General features: G+C 72.3%; 14 protein-coding genes. 4 read left to right on the forward strand and 10 right to left on the reverse strand.

Annotation, left to right across the window (positions count from 1 at the left end):
• Window positions 1–92: 92 nt before the first annotated feature.
• Window positions 93–2,267: an OPT/YSL family transporter gene (locus IPQ09_29030; GenBank protein MBL0198189.1), complete on the forward strand. Its 2,175-nt coding sequence runs from the start codon at window positions 93–95 to the stop codon at window positions 2,265–2,267.
• A gap of 184 nt (window positions 2,268–2,451) precedes the next feature.
• Here IPQ09_29030 and IPQ09_29035 read toward each other — a convergent pair whose 3' ends face one another.
• Both IPQ09_29035 and IPQ09_29040 read right to left on the reverse strand, forming a co-directional pair.
• Window positions 2,452–3,750: a beta-lactamase family protein gene (locus IPQ09_29035; GenBank protein MBL0198190.1), complete on the reverse strand. Its 1,299-nt coding sequence runs from the start codon at window positions 3,748–3,750 to the stop codon at window positions 2,452–2,454.
• 404 nt (window positions 3,751–4,154) lie between these two features.
• Window positions 4,155–5,402, reverse strand: a complete 1,248-nt coding sequence (locus tag IPQ09_29040) for a PQQ-binding-like beta-propeller repeat protein (protein MBL0198191.1) — start codon at window positions 5,400–5,402, stop codon at window positions 4,155–4,157.
• A gap of 76 nt (window positions 5,403–5,478) precedes the next feature.
• Here IPQ09_29040 and IPQ09_29045 point away from each other — a divergent pair, with 76 nt between their 5' ends.
• Entirely contained in the window at window positions 5,479–6,852 is a 1,374-nt protein-coding gene (locus tag IPQ09_29045; GenBank protein MBL0198192.1) for an NAD(P)/FAD-dependent oxidoreductase, read from the forward strand.
• Between the two features lie 29 nt (window positions 6,853–6,881).
• Here the strand turns inward: IPQ09_29045 and IPQ09_29050 are convergent, their stop codons facing one another.
• The 4 genes from IPQ09_29050 to IPQ09_29065 are packed head-to-tail and all read right to left on the reverse strand — an operon-like array spanning window position 6,882 to window position 12,879.
• Window positions 6,882–10,319 (reverse strand): Hsp70 family protein, encoded by a 3,438-nt coding sequence (locus IPQ09_29050; GenBank protein ID MBL0198193.1) that lies wholly within the window; start codon window positions 10,317–10,319, stop codon window positions 6,882–6,884.
• Complete coding sequence (locus IPQ09_29055; GenBank protein MBL0198194.1) at window positions 10,208–11,005, reverse strand: Hsp70 family protein; 798 nt, start codon at window positions 11,003–11,005, stop codon at window positions 10,208–10,210. The genes IPQ09_29050 and IPQ09_29055 overlap by 112 nt, the downstream gene beginning before the upstream one ends.
• 1 nt (window position 11,006) lies before the next feature.
• The gene (locus IPQ09_29060) at window positions 11,007–11,444 is read right to left on the reverse strand and encodes a hypothetical protein (protein ID MBL0198195.1); all 438 of its coding nucleotides are present in this window, start codon (window positions 11,442–11,444) and stop codon (window positions 11,007–11,009) included.
• Between the two features lie 7 nt (window positions 11,445–11,451).
• Window positions 11,452–12,879, reverse strand: coding sequence for a hypothetical protein (locus IPQ09_29065; protein MBL0198196.1), 1,428 nt, complete (start codon window positions 12,877–12,879; stop codon window positions 11,452–11,454).
• 479 nt (window positions 12,880–13,358) lie between these two features.
• Between IPQ09_29065 and IPQ09_29070 the strand changes: the two genes are divergently transcribed.
• A complete protein-coding gene (locus IPQ09_29070; GenBank protein MBL0198197.1) occupies window positions 13,359–14,210 on the forward strand; it encodes a class I SAM-dependent methyltransferase in 852 nt (283 codons plus the stop codon).
• A 134-nt stretch (window positions 14,211–14,344) separates the two neighbouring features.
• Window positions 14,345–15,205 carry a hypothetical protein gene (locus IPQ09_29075; protein ID MBL0198198.1) on the forward strand — a complete coding sequence of 287 codons (861 nt, stop codon included), beginning with the start codon at window positions 14,345–14,347 and terminating at the stop codon, window positions 15,203–15,205.
• Window positions 15,206–15,295: 90 nt separating this feature from the next.
• Here IPQ09_29075 and IPQ09_29080 read toward each other — a convergent pair whose 3' ends face one another.
• The 4 genes from IPQ09_29080 to IPQ09_29095 form a co-directional block, all read right to left on the reverse strand.
• Window positions 15,296–16,318: a hypothetical protein gene (locus tag IPQ09_29080; protein ID MBL0198199.1), complete on the reverse strand. Its 1,023-nt coding sequence runs from the start codon at window positions 16,316–16,318 to the stop codon at window positions 15,296–15,298.
• Window positions 16,319–16,427: 109 nt separating this feature from the next.
• Entirely contained in the window at window positions 16,428–18,434 is a 2,007-nt protein-coding gene (locus IPQ09_29085) for a M2 family metallopeptidase (GenBank protein MBL0198200.1), read from the reverse strand.
• Window positions 18,435–18,465: 31 nt separating this feature from the next.
• Complete coding sequence (locus IPQ09_29090) at window positions 18,466–19,644, reverse strand: pyridoxal phosphate-dependent aminotransferase (GenBank protein ID MBL0198201.1); 1,179 nt, start codon at window positions 19,642–19,644, stop codon at window positions 18,466–18,468.
• Window positions 19,641–22,163, reverse strand: a complete 2,523-nt coding sequence (locus IPQ09_29095; GenBank protein ID MBL0198202.1) for a serine/threonine protein kinase — start codon at window positions 22,161–22,163, stop codon at window positions 19,641–19,643. Before IPQ09_29095 ends, IPQ09_29090 begins: the two co-directional genes overlap by 4 nt.
• Window positions 22,164–22,184 lie beyond the last annotated feature (21 nt).

Below are 22,184 nucleotides of genomic sequence, written 5' to 3' on the forward strand. Positions count from 1 at the left end.
GGCTTTCTGGCGCGTCGCGTCGCCGAGCCAGCGATCCGCGCGCAGCGGGTTGCGCGTACGAAAGCAGCGCGAACCCTGCTAGGACCGACGCGATGGCGTTCTTTCAGCAGCCCCCCGTCACCCCCGAAGAGCTCGAGGCCGCGAAGCCCCTCGCCATCCCACCCGAGAAGGTCCTCGAGTTCGACGAGCGCGAGTGGTACGAGCGCGCCTACCGCGGCGACGCGCCCCAGCTCACGTTTCGGGCCATCGCGATGGGCACGGGGCTCGGCTTCTTCCTGTCGTTCACGAACGTCTACATCGGCCTGAAGACCGGGTGGTTCCTGGGCGTCGCGCTCACCGCGTGCATCCTCTCGTACGCGATCTGGTCGTTCTTGCGGACCGTCGGCGTCGCCAAGACCGACATGACGATCCTCGAGAACAATTGCATGCAATCTACAGCTTCCTCGGCGGGCTACGCCACGGGGAACGTGGTGGTCTCGGCCATCCCCGCGCTGCTGTTGCTCACCGTGACCGACGAGAACCGCAAAGGCGTACAGCTCGCGTGGCCGGTGCTCGGCCTGTGGGTGCTGTGCCTGGCGACCTTCGGCGTGGTGCTCGCCATCCCCATGAAGCGGAACCTCATCAACCGCGAGAAGCTGAAGTTCCCGTCGGGCACCGCAGCGGCGGTGACCCTGCAGGGGCTCTACAGCAAGGGCGATGAGGCCATGAAGAAGGCCCGCGCGCTGCTCTACGCGGCGCTCTTCGCGGGGCTCGTCCCGCTCGTGAAGGACCTCGACATCCTCAAGGTGAAGAAGGGCGCGATCGTCGTCGGGCGCGAGGCGCTGATCTCGCAGGGCTCGAACGTCTTCAACTGGCTGCCCGCGCCCGGCGCCGCCGGCAAGCACTACAAGTGGAGCGACTGGAACGTGAAGATCGACCACGGCGTCGTGCTCCTCGCCGCCGGCGCGATCATCGGCCTCCGGGTGACCCTGTGGATGGTGCTCGGCGGGATCTTCGTGGCGGTCTTCCTCGGGCCCATGGCGCTCGAGACCAAGTGGGCCTCGCCGGCGGCGGTCGAGGCAGCCGCGCACGCCAGGGTCGTCGCGGTGAAGCTCCTCGGCGTGAAGGCCTACAACACCGGCATGGCGGACGCGCTCGTCGCGGTGAAGATGTCCGGCGCGGCCTCCAAGCCCCAGTCGGCGTGGAAGGAGATCGGCGTGTGGCTCGGGGCGCCGCTGCTCGTCGCCTCCGGCCTCGTGCAGCTCGCCGCCCAGTGGCGCACGATCGTGCGCGCGCTTTCAGGCCTCTTCGGCGGGCGCGGCAAGGCCAAGAGCGAGGGTGCCCCCGACGACGACAAGAAGACCGCGTACCGCGAGCCCGGCGAGCGCGACGGCGACGCGAAGCCCGCAGCGAAGGTGCGCCCCGAGGACGTGGAGGTGCCGACGAAGTGGTTCGTGTTTGGGCTGCTCGGGTCGGGCACCGCCATCGTGGTCGTCGCCGCGACTTTCTTCGACATACCCCCGCACTTCGGCGTCCTCGCCGTGGGCATGACGTTCGTGCTTGCGCTCGTCGCCGCACGCGCGACCGGCGAGAGCGACATCACGCCCGGCGGCGCGATGGGCAAGATCATGCAGCTTACCTACGGCGTGCTCATCCCGCAGAGCTCGACCGCGAACCTCATGACCGCCTCCATCACGTCGGGCGCGGGCCTCGCGACGGCCGATCTGCTGAACGACCTCAAGTCGGGCTACCTGCTCGGGGCGAACCCCCGCCGGCAGTTCATCGCGCAGGCCATGGGCATCGTCACGGGCACCATCGCCACGACGCTGGGCTATTTCCTGCTGGTGCCCGACGCGACCGTGCTCACGGGCACGCCTGCTACGGACGACATGCCCGCGAAGGACGCCACGTTCCCCGCGCCGGGGGCGCAGCAGTGGCTCGCGGTCGCGAAGCTCTTCCGCTCGGGCATGCGCAACATGCACCCGATGGCGCAGCAGTGCGTGAAGGCCGGCCTCGTGCTCGGCGCCGTCCTCGCGCTGCTGGAGGCCACCGTGCCCAAGAACCGCAAGAAGTGGATCCCCTCACCGACCGGGCTCGGCCTGGGCATGATCCTCCCCTTCTTCTCGCCCTTCTCGATGTTCATCGGCGCGCTCCTCGGCGAGATCGCCACGCGCGCCAGCAAGGCCTGGGCGGAGCGCTACGTCGTGCCGCTGGCCGCGGGCGTCATCGCCGGCGAGAGCATCATCGGCGTCATCGTAGCCGGCGTGAACAACTTCGTCCTGAACTGACGCCATTCAGTCGAATGGTTGCACTTTACATTGAAGTCGGCCCGGGTCGAGCAGGTCGTCTTGCCCACACCCGAGCGCGTCGCGGTTCAAGCGAAGGTTGTATTCTTCATCAAAACAAGATCCAGTAGGTGTCGGGGGTGGGGTCGAGGGTGCGTCTCAGAGGTGACCGTCGCCATCGTGCCTCTCACTCCGCCGCTTCGCCGCCGACGCCCGCCCGCCGCTGGTCCGCCGCGACGGGCCGGGCCCGGCCGCGCGCCTCGTCGCGCACGGGCTCGCAGTCGTAGAGCGCGTGGCACAGCCCGAGCGCGCGCGGCGAGCGCACGCGCCAGTCGAGGCGGTTCATCACGTACCCGAACGTGAGCTCGTGCACCGGATCGCACCACCCGAGCGAGCCCCCGATGCCCGCGTGCCCGAACGACTCTCGGGTCGGGGAGAACAGCGAGGTCTCCTCTTTCAGGAAGCCCTGCGACCAGCCGAGCGCCTTCTGCAAGACCCGGTCGCGCGCCGACCAGCCCTGCCGCTCGTACACGGGCGCGAGGGTGCGCGGGGCGAGGTACGCGCGCCCGAAGGCGACGCCGCCCATCGCGAAGGGGAGGTACGCGCGCGCGAGCCCGTGGGCGCTCGCGGTCGCGCCACCCGAGGCGAGCTCGGCCCGCCGCACGGGCAGCTTGTTCCACTCTTGAGGGGCCGCGCCGGTGGGGTTGAAGAACGCGCGGCGGGTCATCGAGTCACGCGCGAGCGTGGCGCGGAGGACGCGCTCCTCGTTGTTGTGGCCGACGATCGCCGACGCGAACATCTTCGCGAGCCGCAGCGGCGCGGGCGGCGGGTAGAGCTCCGCGATCCGAGCGTCGGCGGAGGCGGGCGTGCCGAGCGAGACGTCGGCCTCGAGCGGCCCAAACAGCTCGCGCTCGAGGAACGCGCCGAGGCGCTCGCCCGCGATCCGCTCGAAGAGCTCACGCGCGTACATGCCAAACGTAATGGCATGATATCCCTGGTCTTTTTCTGGTTCCCAGAGTGGGCGCTGCCGCTCGAGGACGTCCAGCACGAACGCGGCGCGCTCCGGCAGGACGAGGTCGTCGAGGGTGAGCTTGGTGTCGAGACCCGCGAGCCCCGCCCGGTGGTTGAACAGGGTGCGGCACGTGATGCGCTCCTTGCCGGCGCGGGCGAAGCCCGGCCAGTAGGTCGCCACCGGCGCGTCCCACTCGAGCTTCCCGCGGTCAGCGAGGAGCGCCAGCGCCATGGCGGTGAGGCCCTTCGTGACCGAGAAGACGACCGCTCGTGTGTCGCGTTGCCACGGGGTGCGCCGCGCCTCGTCGGCGAGGCCGCCCCACAGGTCCACGACGCACCGGCCGTGGTGGTACACGGTGAGGCCCCCGCCGAGCTCGCGGCCGTCGCGGAAGTGGCTCGCGAACGCCTCCGCGAGCGGCGCGAAGCCATCGGCGTACGAGCCCAACACAGGAGCTGGGCTCGGGGTCAGGTGCATGGCGACACCTCGCCTTCGGCTCGGCGGCGCCATCGTCCTTCGTTCGCCCCTTCGGGCCTCACTTTCAGCTGCGCGAGCGGCGGGGAGGGTCCCATGGCCGCCGATCATAGCAGGGCGTGACCCGCACGCCGCCACGGTCGACCACGGTGTACCCTTCAGACATGACCGCCCACGGCACCCCTCCGCCCGCGATCCTCGCGCCCGTCCCGCGGAGCGGCCGCTTCCTCACGTTCAGCCTCGCGCCCGGCGCCATCCTCGCGCCGCTCTGACCGCGCTCGCGGCGGTCACGCGCGTCGTCGACGGGCCCTTCCGGTTCACGCGCCCCGTGACCGGTGGCTACTACTGGTGTCCCCCGACGATCGCCGGCACGCTCGACCTTCGCGCGCTCGGCGTGTAGCCGCAGCTCACGGCCCGACGCTCACCACGCCGCTCTCCGTGGCGAGGTACACGGCGCCGTTGGCCCCGAGGGCGGCCGGCGAGGTCGCGCGTGACCGCAGCGACGCGGCGAACAAGATGCGCCCGGAGGGCTGCACCGCGTAGAGCTTCGTATCTTCAGCGCCGAAGAGCACTGTGCCGCCCCCGGCGACGATGGGCGGCTGAGCGACGCCGAGCGGCTCGAACGCGAACCCCTCCTTGCCGTCACGGTCGAACCCGCGCACCTTCCCCTCGGAGGTTGCAACATACACGGATCCGTCGGGGGCGACGGCCGGCGCCCCTACCGCGGTGCCTTCCAGCGCGGCGGACCACCGCTCCGCGCCATCCGCGCTCACGGCGTGGAGTCGACCCGCCGCCGACGCGACCAGCACCACGCCGAACGGAGACAGCGCGGCCGAGGAGGTGAGCGCCGACGACGCGCGAAACCAGACCTCGGGGGCCCGCCCACGCACGACCTTACGGAGCGCTCCGTCCCGACCGGCGGCGAGGATCGCGCCGCCCACGCCGAGCGTGAGCGGCACGGTGCTGTCGACGTCGACGGCCTCGAGCTCGGCGAGGTCGGCGCTCGCTGCGACATGCATCTTCCCGTCGAGGGCGGTGTAGGCGAGCGTCCCGTCGGCCAGCGGGAGGAGCGCCGTGGGCCCGGGCGCCCCTGCCGCCGAAGGTCCCGCGACGCCGTCGGCCACGCGGACGCGCCCGAGCTTGCCGGCCGTGGTCGCGTACGCGACGTCACCCCCGGCGAGGACGACGGGAGACGCCGCCACGGGGCCGCCGGTCGGCGCCGACCACAGCAGCGAGCCCGACGCGGAGAAGGCGAGCAGGCGTCCGTCGGAGGTCCCGACCACGACGACGCCGCCCTCGGCCACGACGGGCGCGGTGGCGCCCAAGGACGACGCGTCCGACGAGAAGCCCAGGGCGGGCCCCGAGGGGGCGCGTGTGTCCTTGCGCGAGCCGGGGCGCGCCGCGCAGCCGCCGAGCATCGGCCACGGCGCGGTCGCGGAGGCTCCGGAAGGGAGCCCGCACGGGTCGACGCTCGTCGGCGCCGCGTCAGCGTCGGCGTCGGTCAGTGGGGGCCCGCCGTCCTTCGGGCCCGCGTCGAGGGAGCTCGCGTCGACCGTGGGGCGCGCCACCTCGCCACACCCGCCGAGCGACTCGACGAGCAAGAGCGCAGCGGATCCGGACGCGAGGGCGAGGCTCGAGACGAGTCGGCGGACCATATACGCCGACTATAGCGCGACCAACCTCGCGCGTTACCCACTGGGCGGGGTGTACCAAAGGTCCTACAAACCGCGCATGAGCGACGCGCCGCATGTAGTCATCGTAGGGGCCGGGTTCGGTGGGCTCACGGCCGCGCAGAGCCTGGCGGGCGAGCGCGTCAAGGTGACGGTGATCGACCGGCAGAACCACCACCTCTTCCAGCCCCTGCTCTATCAGGTGGCGATGGCGGGGCTCAGCCCCGCAGAGATCGCCGCGCCCATCCGCGGCGTCCTCGCGAGCCAGAAGAACGCGCGCGTGCTGCTCGGCGAGGTGAACCGCATCGACCTCGCGACGAGGCAGGTGTTCCTCGACGGCGAGCCCCTCTCGTACGATCGGCTCATCCTCGCGGTCGGCGCGAAGACGAGCTATTTCGGCCACGACGAGTGGGCGACGTACGCGCCGGGCCTCAAGTCGCTCGAGGACGCCCTGGAGATCCGGCACCGCGTGCTGTTCGCCTTCGAGCGGGCCGAGCGCGAGCCCGATCCGGCGACGCGCGCCAGGCTGCTCACGTTCGTGGTCATCGGCGGCGGCCCCACCGGGGTGGAGCTCGCCGGCGCGATCTCGGAGCTCGCGCGGCACGTGCTGAACGACGACTTCCGCTCCATCAACCCGCGGGACGCGAAGGTCGTCCTCGTCGAGGCGGGCGCGCGTGTCCTCTCCAGCTTCTCGGAGGCGCTCTCCGCGAGCGCGGCCGAGCAGCTCGGGGAGCTCGGCGTGGAGGTGCGCACGCTCACACGAGTGACCGGCATCGACGCCCACGGCATCGGGTGGGAGGGCGCGTCGGAGGACGCGCTTCCCGGGCTGGGCCGGGGCGAGCGCGGCCGCATCGAGGCGAGCACGGTCGTATGGGGCGCGGGCGTGCAGGGCACGTCGCTCGCCGCCTCGCTCGGCGTCCCGCTCGACCGCCAGGGCCGCGTGAGGGTCGACGAGCACGGGCGCATCCTGGGCCACCCGAGCGCGTTCGCCATCGGCGACATGGCGCACATGGAGCAAGACGGCGCGCCGCTCCCTGGGCTGTCGCCGGTCGCGATGCAGCAGGCTCGGCACGTCGCCAAGCTCATCCTCGCCGAGCGCGACGGCGTCGCGCTGCGACCCTTCCGGTACGTCGACAAGGGCACGATGGCGACGATCGGACGCTCGCGCGCGATCGCGCGGGCCATGGGACTCGAGCTCTCCGGCTTCCTCGCCTGGCTCGCCTGGCTCTTCATTCATCTCATCTATCTGGTCGGCTTCCGCAGCCGCAGCGTGGTGCTCTTCACCTGGACCTGGTCGTACTTCGCCTACGATCGGGGCGCGCGCCTCATGACCCACCCGATGAAGGCGGAGGGCTCGCGCATCCTGTTGCCCGAGGTGATCGAGCATCGACCGGTCTCCCAGCGCAGCCCGAGCGCCGCGCGCGAGCTCGCGTAGCCGCGGGGCTGAGGGGCTCTCCGTGCGAGTCAGCGCTGCGCGCTCGCTCGGCGCGCCTCGCGGAGCCAGCGCAGGGCCGCGTCGCGATCCCCGGCGGCGGCCGCGCGCCACCCGCGCTCGCGCGCGGCCTCCAGGTAGGCCTCCGCGGCGCCGACCTCGCGCGCGCTCGACGCAGCGCGGAGCAGCGAGAGGGAGAGCTCGACGCCCTCGTCGGACGCGGCGGCGAGGCACGCCCGCGCCAGCCCCGCGCCCCCGCGCGGCGGCGGGGGGATGGGCACGGCGAGCTGGAGCAGGGCCGCCACCACCGCGAGCGCGGCGCGCTGGACGGGCGCGGCGTCGCAGTGGAGCCCCAGCGCCGTCGCCTCCCATGCGGGCGCGCGCTCACCGGGCGGAGCTGCCTCGAGCGCGCCCGGGAGCCGCGAGAGCGCGGCCTCGGCGCGCGCGAGGTCGGCGTCGCGGAGCGCTGCGCACGCGGTCAGCGCGAGCGCCGCCGCGTCTCCCTCGGGCAGCGCCACGCGAGGCTCGAAGCGCCCGCGCACCACGTCGGCGGCGCGGCGCCCCAGCGCGAGCGCGCGGTCGTCCGACGGGCGCGCGGCCTCGAGGGCCCGGAGCGCCGCGTCGAGGTCCCCGGCGCGCGCCGCGAGCGCCAGGGCGCGACGGTGCTCGAGCCGCGCGGAGAGTCGCGCCGCGCGCGCGAGATCGGGGAGGCGCCCGAACACGGCGAGGAGCCGGTCCTCCTCCATGGGCGTGAGCGCGAGCCCAAGCCTGTCGGCGTGGGCGCAGGCGAGGGCCAGCGCCCGCTCCGCGACCTCCGGGTCACCGGCCGCGACACGCTCGGCGAGCTCGCCGAGCCACGCAGACCGGGAGAAGCGGCTGGCCGAGCCGAGACCATGCGGGGCGAGGCGGAGGGCGAGCTCGGCCGACAGGCCGCGGAGCGCGAGCCCCGCCGCGACCCGTGAAGCCGCCTCGGCGTCCCCACGCTCGTAGAGGAGCGCGGCGCGGAGGGCGCGTGCACTCTGCACGATTTCGGAGGCGCCCTCCCGCGCGGCGCGCTCCTCGGCGCGGCGCAGCGCCTCGGGCGCGCCCGAGTCTCCCGTGTGCTCGAGGCAGCGCGCGTGCAGGTACGCGGCGCGGGCGCGGGGGAAGCGCTCGGCCTCCAGCGCCGCGAGCCCGGTGGCAGAGAGCGACCAGCCACCTAGGCGCCCCGCTCCCGCCGCTCTCGCCTGCGCGCCGAGCCCCGGCGGGCTCGCGCCCGATCGCGCGGAGAGCGCGAGCATCGCGAGCACCTGTCGGCGCACGTCGGCCTCGAAGAGGCCCGTAGTCACGCTCGCGTAGAGGCCCACGAGGCCCTCCGCCGCCGCCTCGTCGTCGAGCTCGATCGCGCACGCGAGGCCGGCGAGCACGGCGCGCCCGCGCGTCTCGGAGTCGGAGGCGTTGCCCGCGAGCGCGCGGTAGGAGAGCAGGCCGGCGCGCGGCCCGAGGCTCCGCCGAACCCTCTCCGCGGCCCCGATCGCGACGTCGCCCGCGAGGCTCACCCGCCGCCCCCGGTGCCGCCCCCGCTCCCGCCGCGATCGGTGACCATGCCGAGCTGAGGGATGCGCTCGAGCGCCGCCTCGATGCGCTCGAGCTCGTCGCTGATCGCGTCGGCGCGCTTGCGGGCCGTCGCCCTCGCCGCCGCCCTCGCCGCCGCCCTCGGCGCCCGCGCGCTCGAGGTCGACCAGCGGGGCGCGCACCGAGTCCTTGAACCACGCACGCACTCGCGCAAGCTCCGCGTCTTGGAGCTTCCGCAGCTCGCCCTCGCTCGTGAGCGTCACTGATTCGAGCTCTCCGTCGACCCGGTTCGCCCAAGAGACCGCGCGCGAGACGCGCTGCCGCACGTAGGCGGGGTCGTCGAGCTTCATCGACGCGAACTCTTCCTGCCACGCGGTCTCGAGCAGCGCCTGCACCTCGTTGAACGCGCGCCTCCACGTCGTGCTCTCGCGCGCCTCGTAAGCCCTCCGGGCGCGGCGGTCGACGTCGTCCACCCGCTCCTCCCACTCGAGTCGGGTCATGCCCACGAGGGTGTCGCGCGTTCGATAGACGATGCGCCTGAGGGTGTCGAGGGTCTCCTCGTAGCGCGCGAGAGGCGGCGAGAGGTCCTCGGCCGACGAGCCGGCGAGCTCGTCGATGAGGTGGCGTAGCCGCTGGCTCAGGGCCGCGAGCTTGTCGGGATCGGTGAGCGCCGCCTCGCGGATCGCGACGACGAGGCGCTCGGCCTCACGCTGGTAGATGGCCCCGAGGCCTCCCCACACGTTGCGCTTCGCGCGCTCGGCCTCGTCGAGGAGCGCGTCGAGGTCGACCCGCACGTGCGCGGTCTCCTCGGGCGCGATCAGCGCCTCGATGCGCTGGCTCCCGACCTGCGCCGTGGCTTCCATGCGCATCGACTCGTCGCACCGGATCACGAGCTCGACGGGTGTGCCCACGGGGAGCCCGCGCGGCACCTCGAGCATGAGCACCTTGATGGGCACGCGGTTCTGGAGGAGGCGGAGCACCACTCCGCCCGACTGGTCTTGGGTGTAGAAGAGCTGCGTCGCTTGCGTGGGCAGGCCCGCACCCCGCGGAATGAGCACGCGTCGATCACGGCGGCCGCCGCGCACCACCTCGAGCGCGATGTCCTTCGCCACCACCGCGGCGCGCGACAGCGCCGAAGGCCGCGGCCGGAGATCTCCGCGGTGGAGCGAGAGCGGCAGCTCGGCGAGCGGCGCCCCCACCGCCGACTGGAGGCTCAGAGTGACGCGGGTCTCTTCGCCTTCTCCGAGCTCGAGGTCGAGCCGCGCGGGAGCGCTCGTGGGCGCGGCAATCTCGGCGAGCAGCTCCTCGCCGCACCACACGGCGAGCTGCTTGGCCTTCTCGGGCATTCTCTCGGCCAACACCTGGATTCGTATGCTTTTTCCGTGGGCTACGAGGGCGCCGTCGACGCGGATCCGCGCCGCGTCGTCACCCACGGTGTGACCCCCGAGGTGGGCGGCGTGGATGGCTGCGCCGAGCGCGACGCAGGTGTCTACGTCGTCGCGGAGCGGCTCGCCGCCGGGCTTGCAGAGCTCCTCGGTGACGCGACGCACGACGAGAGGCACGCGCGTGGAGCCGCCCACGAGCACCACGTGGTCGATGTCGTCGGCGCCAACCTTCGCCACCTCCATCGCGCGATCGAGGGCCCTCCGGCAGCACGCGAGGGTCGTCTCGACGAGGTCGGACACGAGCGCGTCGTAGTCGGCGCGGGCGAGCTCCGCCGTGTACGAGACGCTCTCGCCGGCCTTGTCGACCAGCACGTCTTGCTTCGACACGCTCAGCACGTCGGCCGTCGAGAACGACTCCTTCAGGTCCTGCGCGAGGTGGACGAGCCGCTGAAAGCGGGCGCGGTCTTCGGGTCCCCTGCCACGTCGAGGTCGAGCGAGTAGCCGCGCCCCGCGAGCTCCTTGCGAAGCCACTCCGCGAAGCGCCGGTCGAAGTCGTCGCCGCCGAGGAAGTTGTCGCCGTCGATGGCCAGCACCTGGTACTCGCCGCCCACGCAGCGGAGCACGGAGACGTCGAACGTGCCGCCGCCGAGGTCGTAAACGAGGAAATGCCCGTCGCCGAGCTTGCGCTTCCACGTGTGGTAGATCGCCGCCGCCGTGGGCTCTTGCAGCACGCCTATCACCTCGAGGCCCGCGAGCTCGCCCGCCTTTCGCGTCGCCTCGACCTGCGGGGCGTCGAAGTAAGCCGGCACGGTGATCACGGCCCGCGTGACGCGCACCTCGGGGCGGGCCTCGCCCTTCGGGGCCTCGCGATCGGCCCGCGCCGCGAGGTGCTCGCGCATGCGGGCGGCGAGGTCGGCCAAGATCTTGCTCGACACCTCCTCAGGCAGCAGGTCATGGGGACCGACGCTGACACGCGCGCGCTGGCCCATCTTGCGCTTCACGGACTCGACGGGCGGCTCGGCCGACGCGCGCCGCTGCCTGGCGGCGTGCCCCACGACGAACGCCTTCGCCTTCTCGTCCCACGCGACCGCGCTCGGCACGGTGCGCCGGCCGAACTTGTCGGCGTAGAGCACGACCTCGCGCTCCGACGCGGCGAGCTGCGCGATCTCCGAGTTCGTGGTGCCGAGGTCGATGCCTACGGGGCGGTCGATGTACATTTTACTCTTTCTCCGAGAGGACGGGGTCGGCGGAAAGCCAGGAGGCGCGCGGCGGGTGGGCGACCCCGCCCAACCTCGCAACGGACGCGCGCGGCTCGCCCGCGAGCAGCGCCGTGAGGGACGGGAGCACGAGCAGCCCGAGCCACGAGGCGTGCGGCTCGTCGGCCGCGGGCGCGGCGGGCGGCGCGCGGCGGCGGCGGGGCGCGGCGCCGATGGGGGGCCGGGTCTCGGGGTGCGCCAAGAACACCGCGCGAAGGCGCTCCTCCGGGTGCAGCGTGAGCCTGTCCCACGCCGCTCGCAGCGCGTCGCGCTCGGCCTCTGGCGCCTCGGCCACGAGCTCGCGGAAGCGCTCGGTGATGGCCTGCGGCCCCGCGCTCGGATCGATGTCGTAGCGGTCGAAGGGGCTCTCGGTCTCGGTCTCGTCGTGCGGGTGGCTCACGGCGGCCTCATGGTAGCCGAGGCAGCGCGCCGGTGCGCCTCGCGCGGACGAGCGCCGCGGTCTCCTCCACCTCGCGCGCCGAGGGGAACAGATCCCGCGCGCGCGCGACGAGCGCCTCCGCCTCGTCGATCTCTGCCCCGGAGGCGACGAGGGTCTCTACCTTCCGACGCGCCTTCTGGCACAAGAAGCTCGCGAGCACGGCCCGGCCGTTGCGGTGCGACGGGCAGACGGCGACGGCCCGCTCCACGATCGCGATCTGCCGATCGAGCGTGGTCGCGGCGTTGGTGTAGAATACAAGGAATTGCGCGCACGCCGCCGCGTACGCGACGCGCCCGCGATCGCCCGTGACGCGCGCGATGAGGCTCTCGACCAAGCGGAACGTGTGCGCCCGCGCAGGGGCGCCGTGCGGGCCCGCGTCGGGGCCGAACAGCTGAGCGAACTTGTCCCACTCCCTCCGCCGCTGCAGCTCCCAGCACACGGGCTCGGCGCGCTCGACGAAGAAGCGCTCGACCGCCTCGTCCTGCCCCGAGAGCTCCCACACCTCGACGAGGCCCTGGAGGGCCGCGATGCCGCGCGTGGTGAGCTCGTTCGCCAGCGCCGCGTCGTCGAGCGCCTGTGCGGTGGGCTCGAGGGCCTCCTCGATCGCCCGCGCGTGCGCGGCGGCGCACCTCGCCACGGCGGCCCCGCGCGCCGCCTCGTCGAGCCCCGCCCGCGCCGCGGCGGCTTCGGCCCGCGCGAGGGCCATGAGCGCGATCCTCGCGCGCGCGTCGCGTGCCCGCGCGCCGGCCAGGGCTCGCTCGCCGAGCTCTCCGACGTGAAGGAAGGGGAGCTCCGCGGAGAGCCGCGCCACGTCGGCCGCGCGCGTCTTGACCGCCCCGCTGGTCGCCGGGCCGAGCGCGCGCGTCACGAGCTCGGCGACGTAGTCGGTGCAGCGAGAGAGCGCAAAGAACGCGGCGAGCGAGAGCTCCCACGCCTCCACGGGGCCGAGCTCGCGTCGCGCTCCCCCGCCCTCGCGCTCACGCGCCCCGCGCTCCTCGCGGCTCGCGTCGAGCGCGTCCTGCGCCGCGCGACGCGCGAGCTCACGCTCGCGGCAGCCCGCGACGCGCGCGAAGTGGAGCCCGAGGTGGTGGAGCAGCGCCGGCGGGTACCCCGCGAACGACGGGGCCGTCAGGAGCGCGGTGAGCCCGTCGAGCGCCGCGCTCGGCAGCTCCAGCGGATCGCGCTCCGGCGCTGGGCCATCGGGGCCCGCGGCGAGGCCCGCCATCACGAGCGCGTCGCGCCCGCCCGGCAAGGCGCGGAGCTCGTGGAGCAGCCCGGCCGCCCGGCGCGGCGGCTCCGGCGCGGTGGGGCCCGCGTGTTCGCGGAAGAGGCGCGCGTAGACCGCCTCCTCCTCGAGGCGCGCGACCAGGGCCTCGTCTTCGGGTCGGAACGGCATGCGCGGTGTGCATGATGCCTGAGTGCTGCGGTTCCATCGAGTCGATGGGTGCTCCGCGCGCTGGGCTTCGCCCAACAACGCAGCACTCTTCCAGTTTTTGTTGGGCTCCACCCAAACCCGCGCCCCTCGATTCAAGGCGAGACCTCGCCTTCGGCTCGGGCCCGCCTTCGACCTTGGTTCGCCCCTGCGGGGCTCACTTGCCGGTTGAAGAGAATCGAGGCGCGAGGAACCGCCCACTGGCGACGCGGGCGCGCAGCGCGCTACGCGGCTCCCCACCCGCACAATTCGCGGAGCGCCGCCCTCGCGACGCTTCCGCCCACCTCCTCGGTGGCAATCGGCGGGGGTTCGTGGCAAAACCCGCCGGTCCGGGCCCCTCGGGGCCCACCACCCTGGCGGTGATCCCCGACGGGGGGCCCCCGCGCAACTTGCCTCGAGGCGCGCCGCTCCTCGATGTCCCCGACGGGGGGCGAGGTACCCGAGTGACTTCCACCCAAGCGCAGATCGAAGTCTCCTACGACGTCTCGAACGAGTTCTTCCGCCTCTGGCTCGACGAAAAGATGCACTATACATGTGCAGTCTACGACGCCGAGCACGACACCCTCGAGAAGGCGCAGGAGAACAAGAGCCGAATCCTGTACGAGCTCGCCGAGATGTCGCCCGAGAAGAGCATCCTCGACATCGGCTGTGGGTGGGGCGCGAACCTCGAATACGTCTCGCGCCGCGGCTCGCGCGCTGCGCACGGCGTCACGCTCTCACCCCTGCAGACCGAGGAGATCCAGGCGCGGGACCTGAAGAATGTCCGTGTATGGTGCAAGGACTACAAGGACTTCACGCCCGACGAGCCGTACGACGCGCTCGTGTCGATCGAGATGGTGGACCACGTCGTCTCGCCCGCGCAGGCCGCCAAGGGGCTGGCCGTCGACCTCTACCGCGACTACTTCGAGAAGTGCTGGAAGCTCGCGAAGCCTGGGGCGCACTTCGCGTTCCAGTCGATCCTGCGCAACCGCGTCCCCCGCACGAAGAAGGACCTGGAAGACCTGCGGTTCACCGCCGACGTCATCTTCCCCGGCGGCCTGAACGCGCGCATCGAAGAGCTCGTGATGGCCATCAGCCCCTACTGGGAGCTGAAGGAGCTCTACATGCGCCGGGAGGACTACGGCAAGACCACGGCCGAGTGGCTCCGCCGCATGAAGCTGCACGAGGCGCACATCCGCGCGACGTGGGGTGACGCCATCTACGACGACTACGATCGCTACCTGTCCACCTGCGTCCGCGCCTTCGAGAACCACTGGTCGGGCGACGTGCAGATGAAGCTCCGCCGCATCGGCTAGATAGGCGCCTCGCCGTTCGACGGATCCCGCGGGCTGGAGCCCGACCTCGTAGGTCTCCGTCACGGTCTTGGTCGGGGGACGCGCACACGCGCTTCCCGCTGGCGCGAGTCTCCTCCGTTTGCAACAGTTCCGGCGTGGGTCCCTTTCGCCAAGGCAAGCCGCTCGTCTTGCCCACGCCGGAGCTCGACGCGTACGAGCGCGAGCTGCGCACGAGGGCGCACCGCAAGGTGATCTACACGGTGATCGGCTGCGTGGTGCTCGTGGCGCCGCTCGTGGTCCTCTTCCTCATGGCCACGGTGCCCGAGGCGCTCTACAGGCTGAAGCACCCGCTCCGCGGCGTGTCGCCCGCCGCCGCGGCGCTCGCCCAGGCGAGCATCACGCGCGCCCGCGAGGTGGCGCGGCGGGAGGAGCAAGCCGCCCGCACGGGGATCGAGCGGGCCGTGGCAGAGGGCCTCGACCCGCACCCCGAGCTCGGTCGCTGCCCCTCGCCGGGCGTGTTGCAGGGCGCGTACTCACCCGGCTTCCGCCGCCTCGCCGAGGCGCACGTGTGCTTGGCGTGCGACGCTCTCGCGAGCCAGGCGTCGCTCCTCGAGGGCTCGCTGAGGGAGCGCTCCCGCGAGGCGGACCTCGACGAGGGCGTCGCCCGCGGGGCGAGCGCGCTCGACCGCAGCGCGGCGCGCTTGGGCGCTGTCGTCGTCATCCAGATCACGGCGGAGGCGGCTCCGCGCGGGGTGCCCCACGCGGGCTTCACGGCGGGCCACGTGCGCGGCCGCTCGTACTTGTGGGACACGCAGGGCCACCAGGTGCTGTGCGTCGGCGACTTCGCGGCGGAGAGCTCCGTGGCCGTCGACTACAAGTACATGACCCGCGGGCCACTCGATCCCGGTGGCCCGATGGAGCTCCACTACGCCCTCGAGCGTGACCTCGCCGATCGGACGCGCGAGGCCGTGCACGCGAGCCTCCGCTACAGGGCCGGCCCTCACATCGTCGACTGACGTCGACCGACGCGAGAAGCCAAAACGACCGAGGGCCCGCGGTCACCCGCGAGCCCTCGCCTTCTCACTTCGTCGTCGCTCGCGCCGCGCTCAGCCGCCGGTCGGCTCCCACGGGACGATGATGGCGAGAATGCCCACGATGAGGCCGATGAACATGCAAACGCCGAGGCCCGCGCGCGCCCACATGGGCGCCTTCGACCCGTCCGCGCTCTTCCGAGGCTGACCCGTGATGAGGAGCCACAGGCCACCCCACCAGAAGATCGCGCCGATCGAGTAGAGGTATGGGTAATAGAAGTGCGCGAGAATGAGCACTGTGTTGATGATGAAGAACAGGAACCCGAGGCCGAACATCGCGCCGCCGACCTTGCGGGGCGATTCGAAGCCGTTGCCCTGAATCACCGCCGCCAGCAGCGCGTCTTTCGAGAAGTCACCGCCGCCGAGGTTCACGCCGCCTATCGTGGGCGCCTGGAAGCTCATGCCGCCAATGCCGACCTGCATGTTGCCCATACCGCCAGCCGGGGGCTGACCGTAGCCGGGCTGACCGCCCATGCCGGGCTGGCCCATGCCGGGCTGACCCATGCCGGGCTGACCCATGCCGGGCTGGCCCATGCCGGGCTGGCCCATGCCGGGCTGGCCCATGCCGGGCTGACCCATGCCGGGCTGGCCGAAGCCCTGCTGCGGCTGACCGTACGCGCCTGCGTTCGGATCGAAGCCCGCCTGAGCGCCCGGCATGCCCGGCGCCACGCCGTAGCCACCCGGGGCCTGGCCGGGCGGCTGCCCGTAGCCCTGGCCACCGCTCGGATCGAAGCCTGGCTGCGGCGGCTGACCGTACTGCGGCTGCTGCGGCTGGCCGTACTGCGGCTGCTGCGGCTGGCCGTAGTCGGGCTGCGGCTGGCCAAACTGCGGCTGAGGGGCCTGGCCGAACTGCGGTTGCGGGGCCTGACCGTACTGCGGCTGCTGCGGCGGCTGACCGTACTGCGGCTGCTGCGGCTGACCGTACTGGTCGGGGCTCGGGCCGCCAAACGCGCTGCCTGGCATGAGCTGGGTTTGGCCGAAGCCGGGCTTCTGCCCGGGACCTGGGGGGAATCCGTTTCCGCCGGGAGGCTGATTCATGATGGCAATCCTACATACGTCAGGGGGTCAGGGCCAGCACTGTACCCAACGGGTCCGGGCGTGCAAGCCCTGTGCGGTCGTGCGTCGAGCGTCGACGCGGAGAAGAATCTCAGTAACCGCAGGTCTCGCCCTTGTTCTGCTCGTCGAGCCACTTGGAGAGCGGCGCGAAGTACTCGAGCATCGCCGACGCGTCCGCGCGAGACTCGCCCGAGAGCGACGCGAGGGCCTCGGGCCACGGGCGGCTCGCGCCGAGCGACAGCATCGTGCGGAGCTTCTCGCCCGCGGCCTTGTTCCCGTAGATCGAGCAGGTCTCGAGCGGGCCCTTGTGCCCGGCCACACGGCACAGCGCGCGGTGGAACTGAAACTGGTAGATGCGCGCCAGGAAGTAGCGAATGTACGGGGTGCTGCCCGGAATATGGTACTTCGCGCCAGGGTCGAAGTTGGCCTCGGTCCGCGGCGATGGCGGGGCGACGCCCTGGTAGCGACGCTTCAGGTCCCACCAGGCCTTGTTGTAGTCGGCGGGCGCGACCTTCCCCGAGAACACGTCCCACCGCCACTTGTCGATGAGCAGGCCGAATGGCAAGAAGGCGACCTTGTCGAGCGCCTGCTTCATCTGTACGTTGAGCTTGGCCTTATCGTTCTTCGGCACCTCGGCGATGAGCCCGAGCCCCTTCAGGTACTCCGGGGTCACGCTGAGCGCGAGGGTGTCGCCGATGCCCTCGTGGAAGCCGTCGTTGGCGCCCTGCTGATAGAGCACGGGGAGCCTGAAGTAGTAGTGAAAGTAGTAGTCGTGGCCGAGCTCGTGATGAATCGTGATGAGATCGTCCTCTGTCGGCTCGATGCACATCTTGATACGAAGATCGTTCGACCAGGTCACGTCCCAGGCGCTCGCGTGGCACACCACCTCGCGGTCCTTCGGGCGAAGGAAGAGCGACCGCTCCCAGAATGACTGCGGCAGGGGATCGAGGCCGAGCGACGTGAAGAACGACTCGCCGAGCTTCACCATGCCCTTGGGGTCGAAGGCGCCCTCCGCCGGGCGCCCTCCGCGCTTCGCTGGCGCGCTCACCTGCGTGAACTTCGCCTTGAGGCGCGCGTCGACGTCGAGCGAGCCCTGGCCCGGGTACGGCTCGACGATATCGAAGATGCCGTCCCACTGCTGCGCCCACATGTTCCCGAGCAGGTGCGCGGGGAGCGGCTTGCCGGCGGGCACCTTGTCGGCGCCGTACTTGCCGCGGAGCTTCTTCCCCACGAAGCAGTGGAGCTTGTCGTAGAGGGGCTTCACCTCGGTCCACAGACGCTCGATGTCCGCCTCGAACGCCTGTGGCGTCATGTCGTAGCCCGAGCGCCAGAGCGCGCCCATGTCGGCGAACCCGATCTCCTTCGCGCCCTTGTTGCCGAGCTCGGCGTAGCGCGCGTACTTCTCGCGCATCGGCGGGGAGATGGCGTGCCAGCCGGTCCAGGCCTCCTCGAGCTCCGCGGGGTTGCGGCTCTTGCGGAGCGTGCGCGAGAGGTCGTCGAGCGTGAGGCAGCCGCCGTTCAGGCGCTTCGGGCAGTACTTGCCCTTTCCGTAGATGCCCGTCATCGACGACTGGAGCTCGGCGAGCTCGCGGCGCTCGTGCGCGTCGAGCGGCGCGGGGACGACCTGCGCCAGCTTGAGGAGGTGGAGCTGCCGCGCGGCGTCGGCCTCGAGCTTGAGACCATCGAACCGCTTGGACTCGAGCACCTTGCGCGTCACGTATTCGGCGGTGGCCTCCTCGCCCGCCGCGCCCATGGCCTCGGTGTCGTCCGTGATGAAGTTCTGGTTCACCCACGCCGCGCGGTCGCGCATGATCCACAGGCGGCGAAGATCGCGGTCGACCTCGGCGAGGAAGCGCCTCGCGTCGTCTCCGGTGGGCTCGACCGCGAGACCGCCGCCGTCGACCGCGGCGAGCGAGGGGCCGCGCGGGGCCTCTGGGCACGGCACGACGGGCGCCGGCGCCTCGCCGCCGCAGGCCTGAACCAGGGACGCGAGCGGCGCGACGGACGCGACGGACGCGACGGACGCGGCGGAGGCGATGAGCGCGGAGAGACGGCGAGCAAGCTTCACGGGGGCTCCTTCCTTCGAGGGCCCCGTCATACTCGAATTCCGACGCCTTGAGGCGGGCGCGTCAGAACGAGCGGAGCGCGCGGCCGAGCGCGGCGATGCCGTCGAGAGTCGCCTCGTGCGGAGCGCTCGTGAAGCAGAGCCGCGCGCGGGTCCCGAACGCGCGACCGAACGCCTCGCCTGGGGCGAGCAGCACCCCGTGGTCGACGCCATGGAGAAGCAGCGCGGACAGGTCGCGGCCGCGGAGGAACCCGCCGAGCTCGAGGAAGAAGTACACGCCTCCCTCGGGCAAGGTGCACTCTACACCCTCTCGTGCGAGGGCCGCGGCCGCGGCGTCGCGCGTGGCGCGGTACGCGGCGAGGGTGGGCGCGAGGAAGTCGTCGGGGGCGGCGAGCGCCGCGAGGGCCGCGCGCTGCGACGAGAGCGGCACGTTGAACACGGTGTGCATGCCCACCCGCAGCGCGGCGGCGACGACCTGCTCGGGCGCCACCGCGAAGCCGACGCGCTGCCCCGCGAGGGCGAAGCTCTTGGAGAACGAGTAGAGGAGCACCGCCCGCGCGCGCGCCCCCGCGAGCACCCCGAGCGAGGTGTGCGGGACGTCGTACGTGACGTCGGCGTACACCTCGTCGGCGAAGAGCCAGAGGTCGTTGTCCTCGGCGAAGGCCAAGAGCTCCCCGAGGTGCGCGGCCCCGAGCACCTTCCCGTCGGGGTTGTTGGGCGAGACGAAATACACCGCGCGGGTGCGGTCCGTGCGCGCGGCCTCGAGCCGTAGCCGCAGAGAGCGCTGGGGCTCGGCGTAGAGATCGACCGGCACCTCGACGCACGCCGCGCCCTGCGCCTCGAAGACGCCGGGCGCGAGCGGCCAGTACGGGGCGAGCAGCAACACCTCGTCGCCCGGATCGAGCAGCACGCTCGCGGCGCAGTGGAGTGCGTGGGTGCCTCCGGCGCCGACGAGCACCTCGCGCGGGCTCGTACCCTCGAGGCCGCGGCGGGCCGCCACATAGGCCGCGAGGCCTTCGCGCAGCGTCGCGAGACCGGCCGTGGGCCCGTAGCGGTGCACGGCCGGGTCGAGCTCGGTCAGCGCGGCGGTCGCGGCGGCCGGCGGCGCCACGTACGTGTCGCCGATGTGGAACGGTACGAGGGCCTGCCCCTCGCGCGCCGCTCGCGCGAGGCGCTGCTCGAGGGCCGCGAACACCCCGGGGCGCAGGTTCGTCGCCCTGCGGGCGAGGCGCGCGCCGCTCATCGCTTCTTCGGCGCCACGATGCACGGGGCGAAGAACAGGCTCCCTCCGGTCACGTCCGCGCTCGAGAGCGCGAGGCGCGTGGTGCCGCCCGGGCCCTCGCTCGCGACGTCGCAGCGCTTGGAGGTGATCTCGACCCGCACGCCCTTGCCGCGCGAGTCGATCGCGCCCGTCGCTTTGCCTCGCGTCGGGCCGAGGAGGAGCGAGCCTTGCGTCACGTCCAGGACCCCCTCGCCCGCGCGGCCCAGCGCCGCGGTGAGCTCCGCGTCGAGCGGCGCGCCGCCCACGCCGATGCGAAGCGCGCTCGCGCCGAGCGTGAGCTTCCCCTCTGCGCGAGGCTTGTCGCCGCGCTCGACGGTCAGCTCGCCCGTGACCTCGAGGCGGGTCTCCTTGGTCGCGAGACCGCCGAACAGGGCCTCGGGGACATGGTGCTCGGCGAGTGTACGCTTCGGAATTCTGAAGGATATCAAACGTTTGATATCCCCATGAGTGTTCATGCCCACCTCCGCGCCCGTGGAGCCGTAGGGGTCGAGCCGCAGCGTGTAGGCGCGGTCGTCGAGCTCGCGGGACACCTTCAGCTCGTAGGGGCCGAACACCTTGTCGTTCGCGTCGTTGGCGACCTTCACGATCCCGGCGACGAACGCGTAGTGGTTCGGCCACAGGCTCTCGGGCTCCGCGGTGAACGCGCCGCTCACGTTCTCGAACGAGGCGCGCATCCCGGGCCCCAGCGGGGCGGCCCACAGCACCTTCGCGTCGCGGATGGTCACCTTCGCGAAGCGGCCGCCCGGGGGCTCGCCGCCCGCGGTGACCTTCGTCTTCATCCACTGATCGAAGGCACGATCGAGGTCCTCGTAGCCACCCTGGAGGCCTACCTCGAGCTTGTCGATGGTGACGGTGTTGGCGTCGACGCCGCGCATGCCGAGCACGACGACGGGCGCCTTGAACGTGGCGCCGGGGAGGTCTTGCACGGAGCCCTCCACGTCTTCCAGCGTGATGCCCGTCGACGAGAGCGACACTCGGCCGATGGCGAGGGTGACGCCCTTGCTCGCCGCTTGCTTCACGTAGCTGTCGCGGAGCAGCCGGGGAAGGAAGAGCGCGAGCGCGGCCAAACCGAGCAGCAGGAACGCCACCGCGAACAGCCCGCCGCCGATGCGGCGCGGCCGCTCCCGGACGGCGAACACCTCGCCGGTCGCGACGTTCGGAGGCAGCCAGCCCACGTTGGCCATCTGGATGTCCGGCCCACGCAGCGCGCCGGGCGGCGGGGGACGGGGCGCGTCGGGCAGCGAAGGGAGCGTGGCCGGCACGACGCGGGCAGAGGGCGGCGGGGGACGCGGCGGCGGTGGCGTGGGCGCGGGCGGTGGGCGGGTCGAAGGAGGCGACGCGCCGAACGACGCGAACGAGGGCGGCGGCGGCGGCGCGCGCGGCGTAGGCGGCGGTGGACCGAGGTTTCGCTGCGTGGCGGTCGACACCGAGAGCGCCTCGGAGAGGTCGATCTGCCGGCGCGAGCTCGAGAGCGACATCGCCAGCTCGTCGGCAGGAATCGAGGGCAAGGCCTCGAGGCGCGCGAGCTTGGCCGCGCGCTTGGCGAGGTCCTTCTCGGCGAGGCGCTCGACCCAGCCGCCGACGACCGAGGGGTTCGCCAGCTGCACCACCTGCTCGATGGCGAGGGCCATCTCGCGCGCCGTGCGGAAGCGCTGGGAGGGCTCCCGCGCGAGCCCGCGGAGCACGATCGCGTCGACCTCCGGCGGGCAGGGCACGTGCGCGCTCGGGGGATCGACCTTGCCGCGCAGGATGAGGCCCACGATCTCGTGATCGTAGTCGGCGTCGAACAGCCGCTGACCGACGAGCGCCTCCCAGAACACGAGGGAGGCCGCGTAGATGTCGGTCTCGACGGTCGCTTGGAGGCCGTGGAGCTGCTCGGGGGCGAGGTAGGGCACCTTGCCCTTCACCATGCCGGCCTGGGTGGCCTCGGAGCTCGTCTTCGCCTTCGCGATGCCGAAGTCGATCACGCGGGTGACCCCGTCGGCGCCGACGATGACGTTGTGGGGCGAGATGTCACGATGGACGATGTTGAGCGGGCGCCCGCGGTCGTCCTTCGCCTCGTGCGCGGCGTGCAGCCCGTGGAGCATGCCCACCATGACCGACGCGCAGATGGCGAGCGGGATGGTCTCGCCCTGCTGATCCGACACGCGAATGAGCCGCGCGAGCGCCTGCCCGTGCACGTACTCCATCGCGAGGAGCACCTCGTCCTCGAGCTCCATCACGTCGATGGGCGAGACGACGTTGGGGTGGCGAATGCGCGCGGCGAGGCGGGCCTCGTCGAGGATCATCGTGCGGAAGTCGGGGTCGGACGCAAACTGCGGGTGCAGGCGCTTCACGGCGACCGACTTGGCGAACCCGCCGGTGCCCTCCATGCGCGCGAAGTACACCGCGGCCATGCCGCCCGCGGCGATCTCGCCGCAGAGCGTGTACCGCCCCAGGGTCAGAACGGCGTCGCGTGCGCTGGTGCTTCCGGCTGACAAAGCTGCTCCCGGGGCGCGAGC

The sequence above is a fragment of the Myxococcales bacterium genome (assembly GCA_016720545.1).
In the GTDB taxonomy this organism is placed as follows: domain Bacteria; phylum Myxococcota_A; class Polyangia; order Polyangiales; family Polyangiaceae; genus JAAFHV01.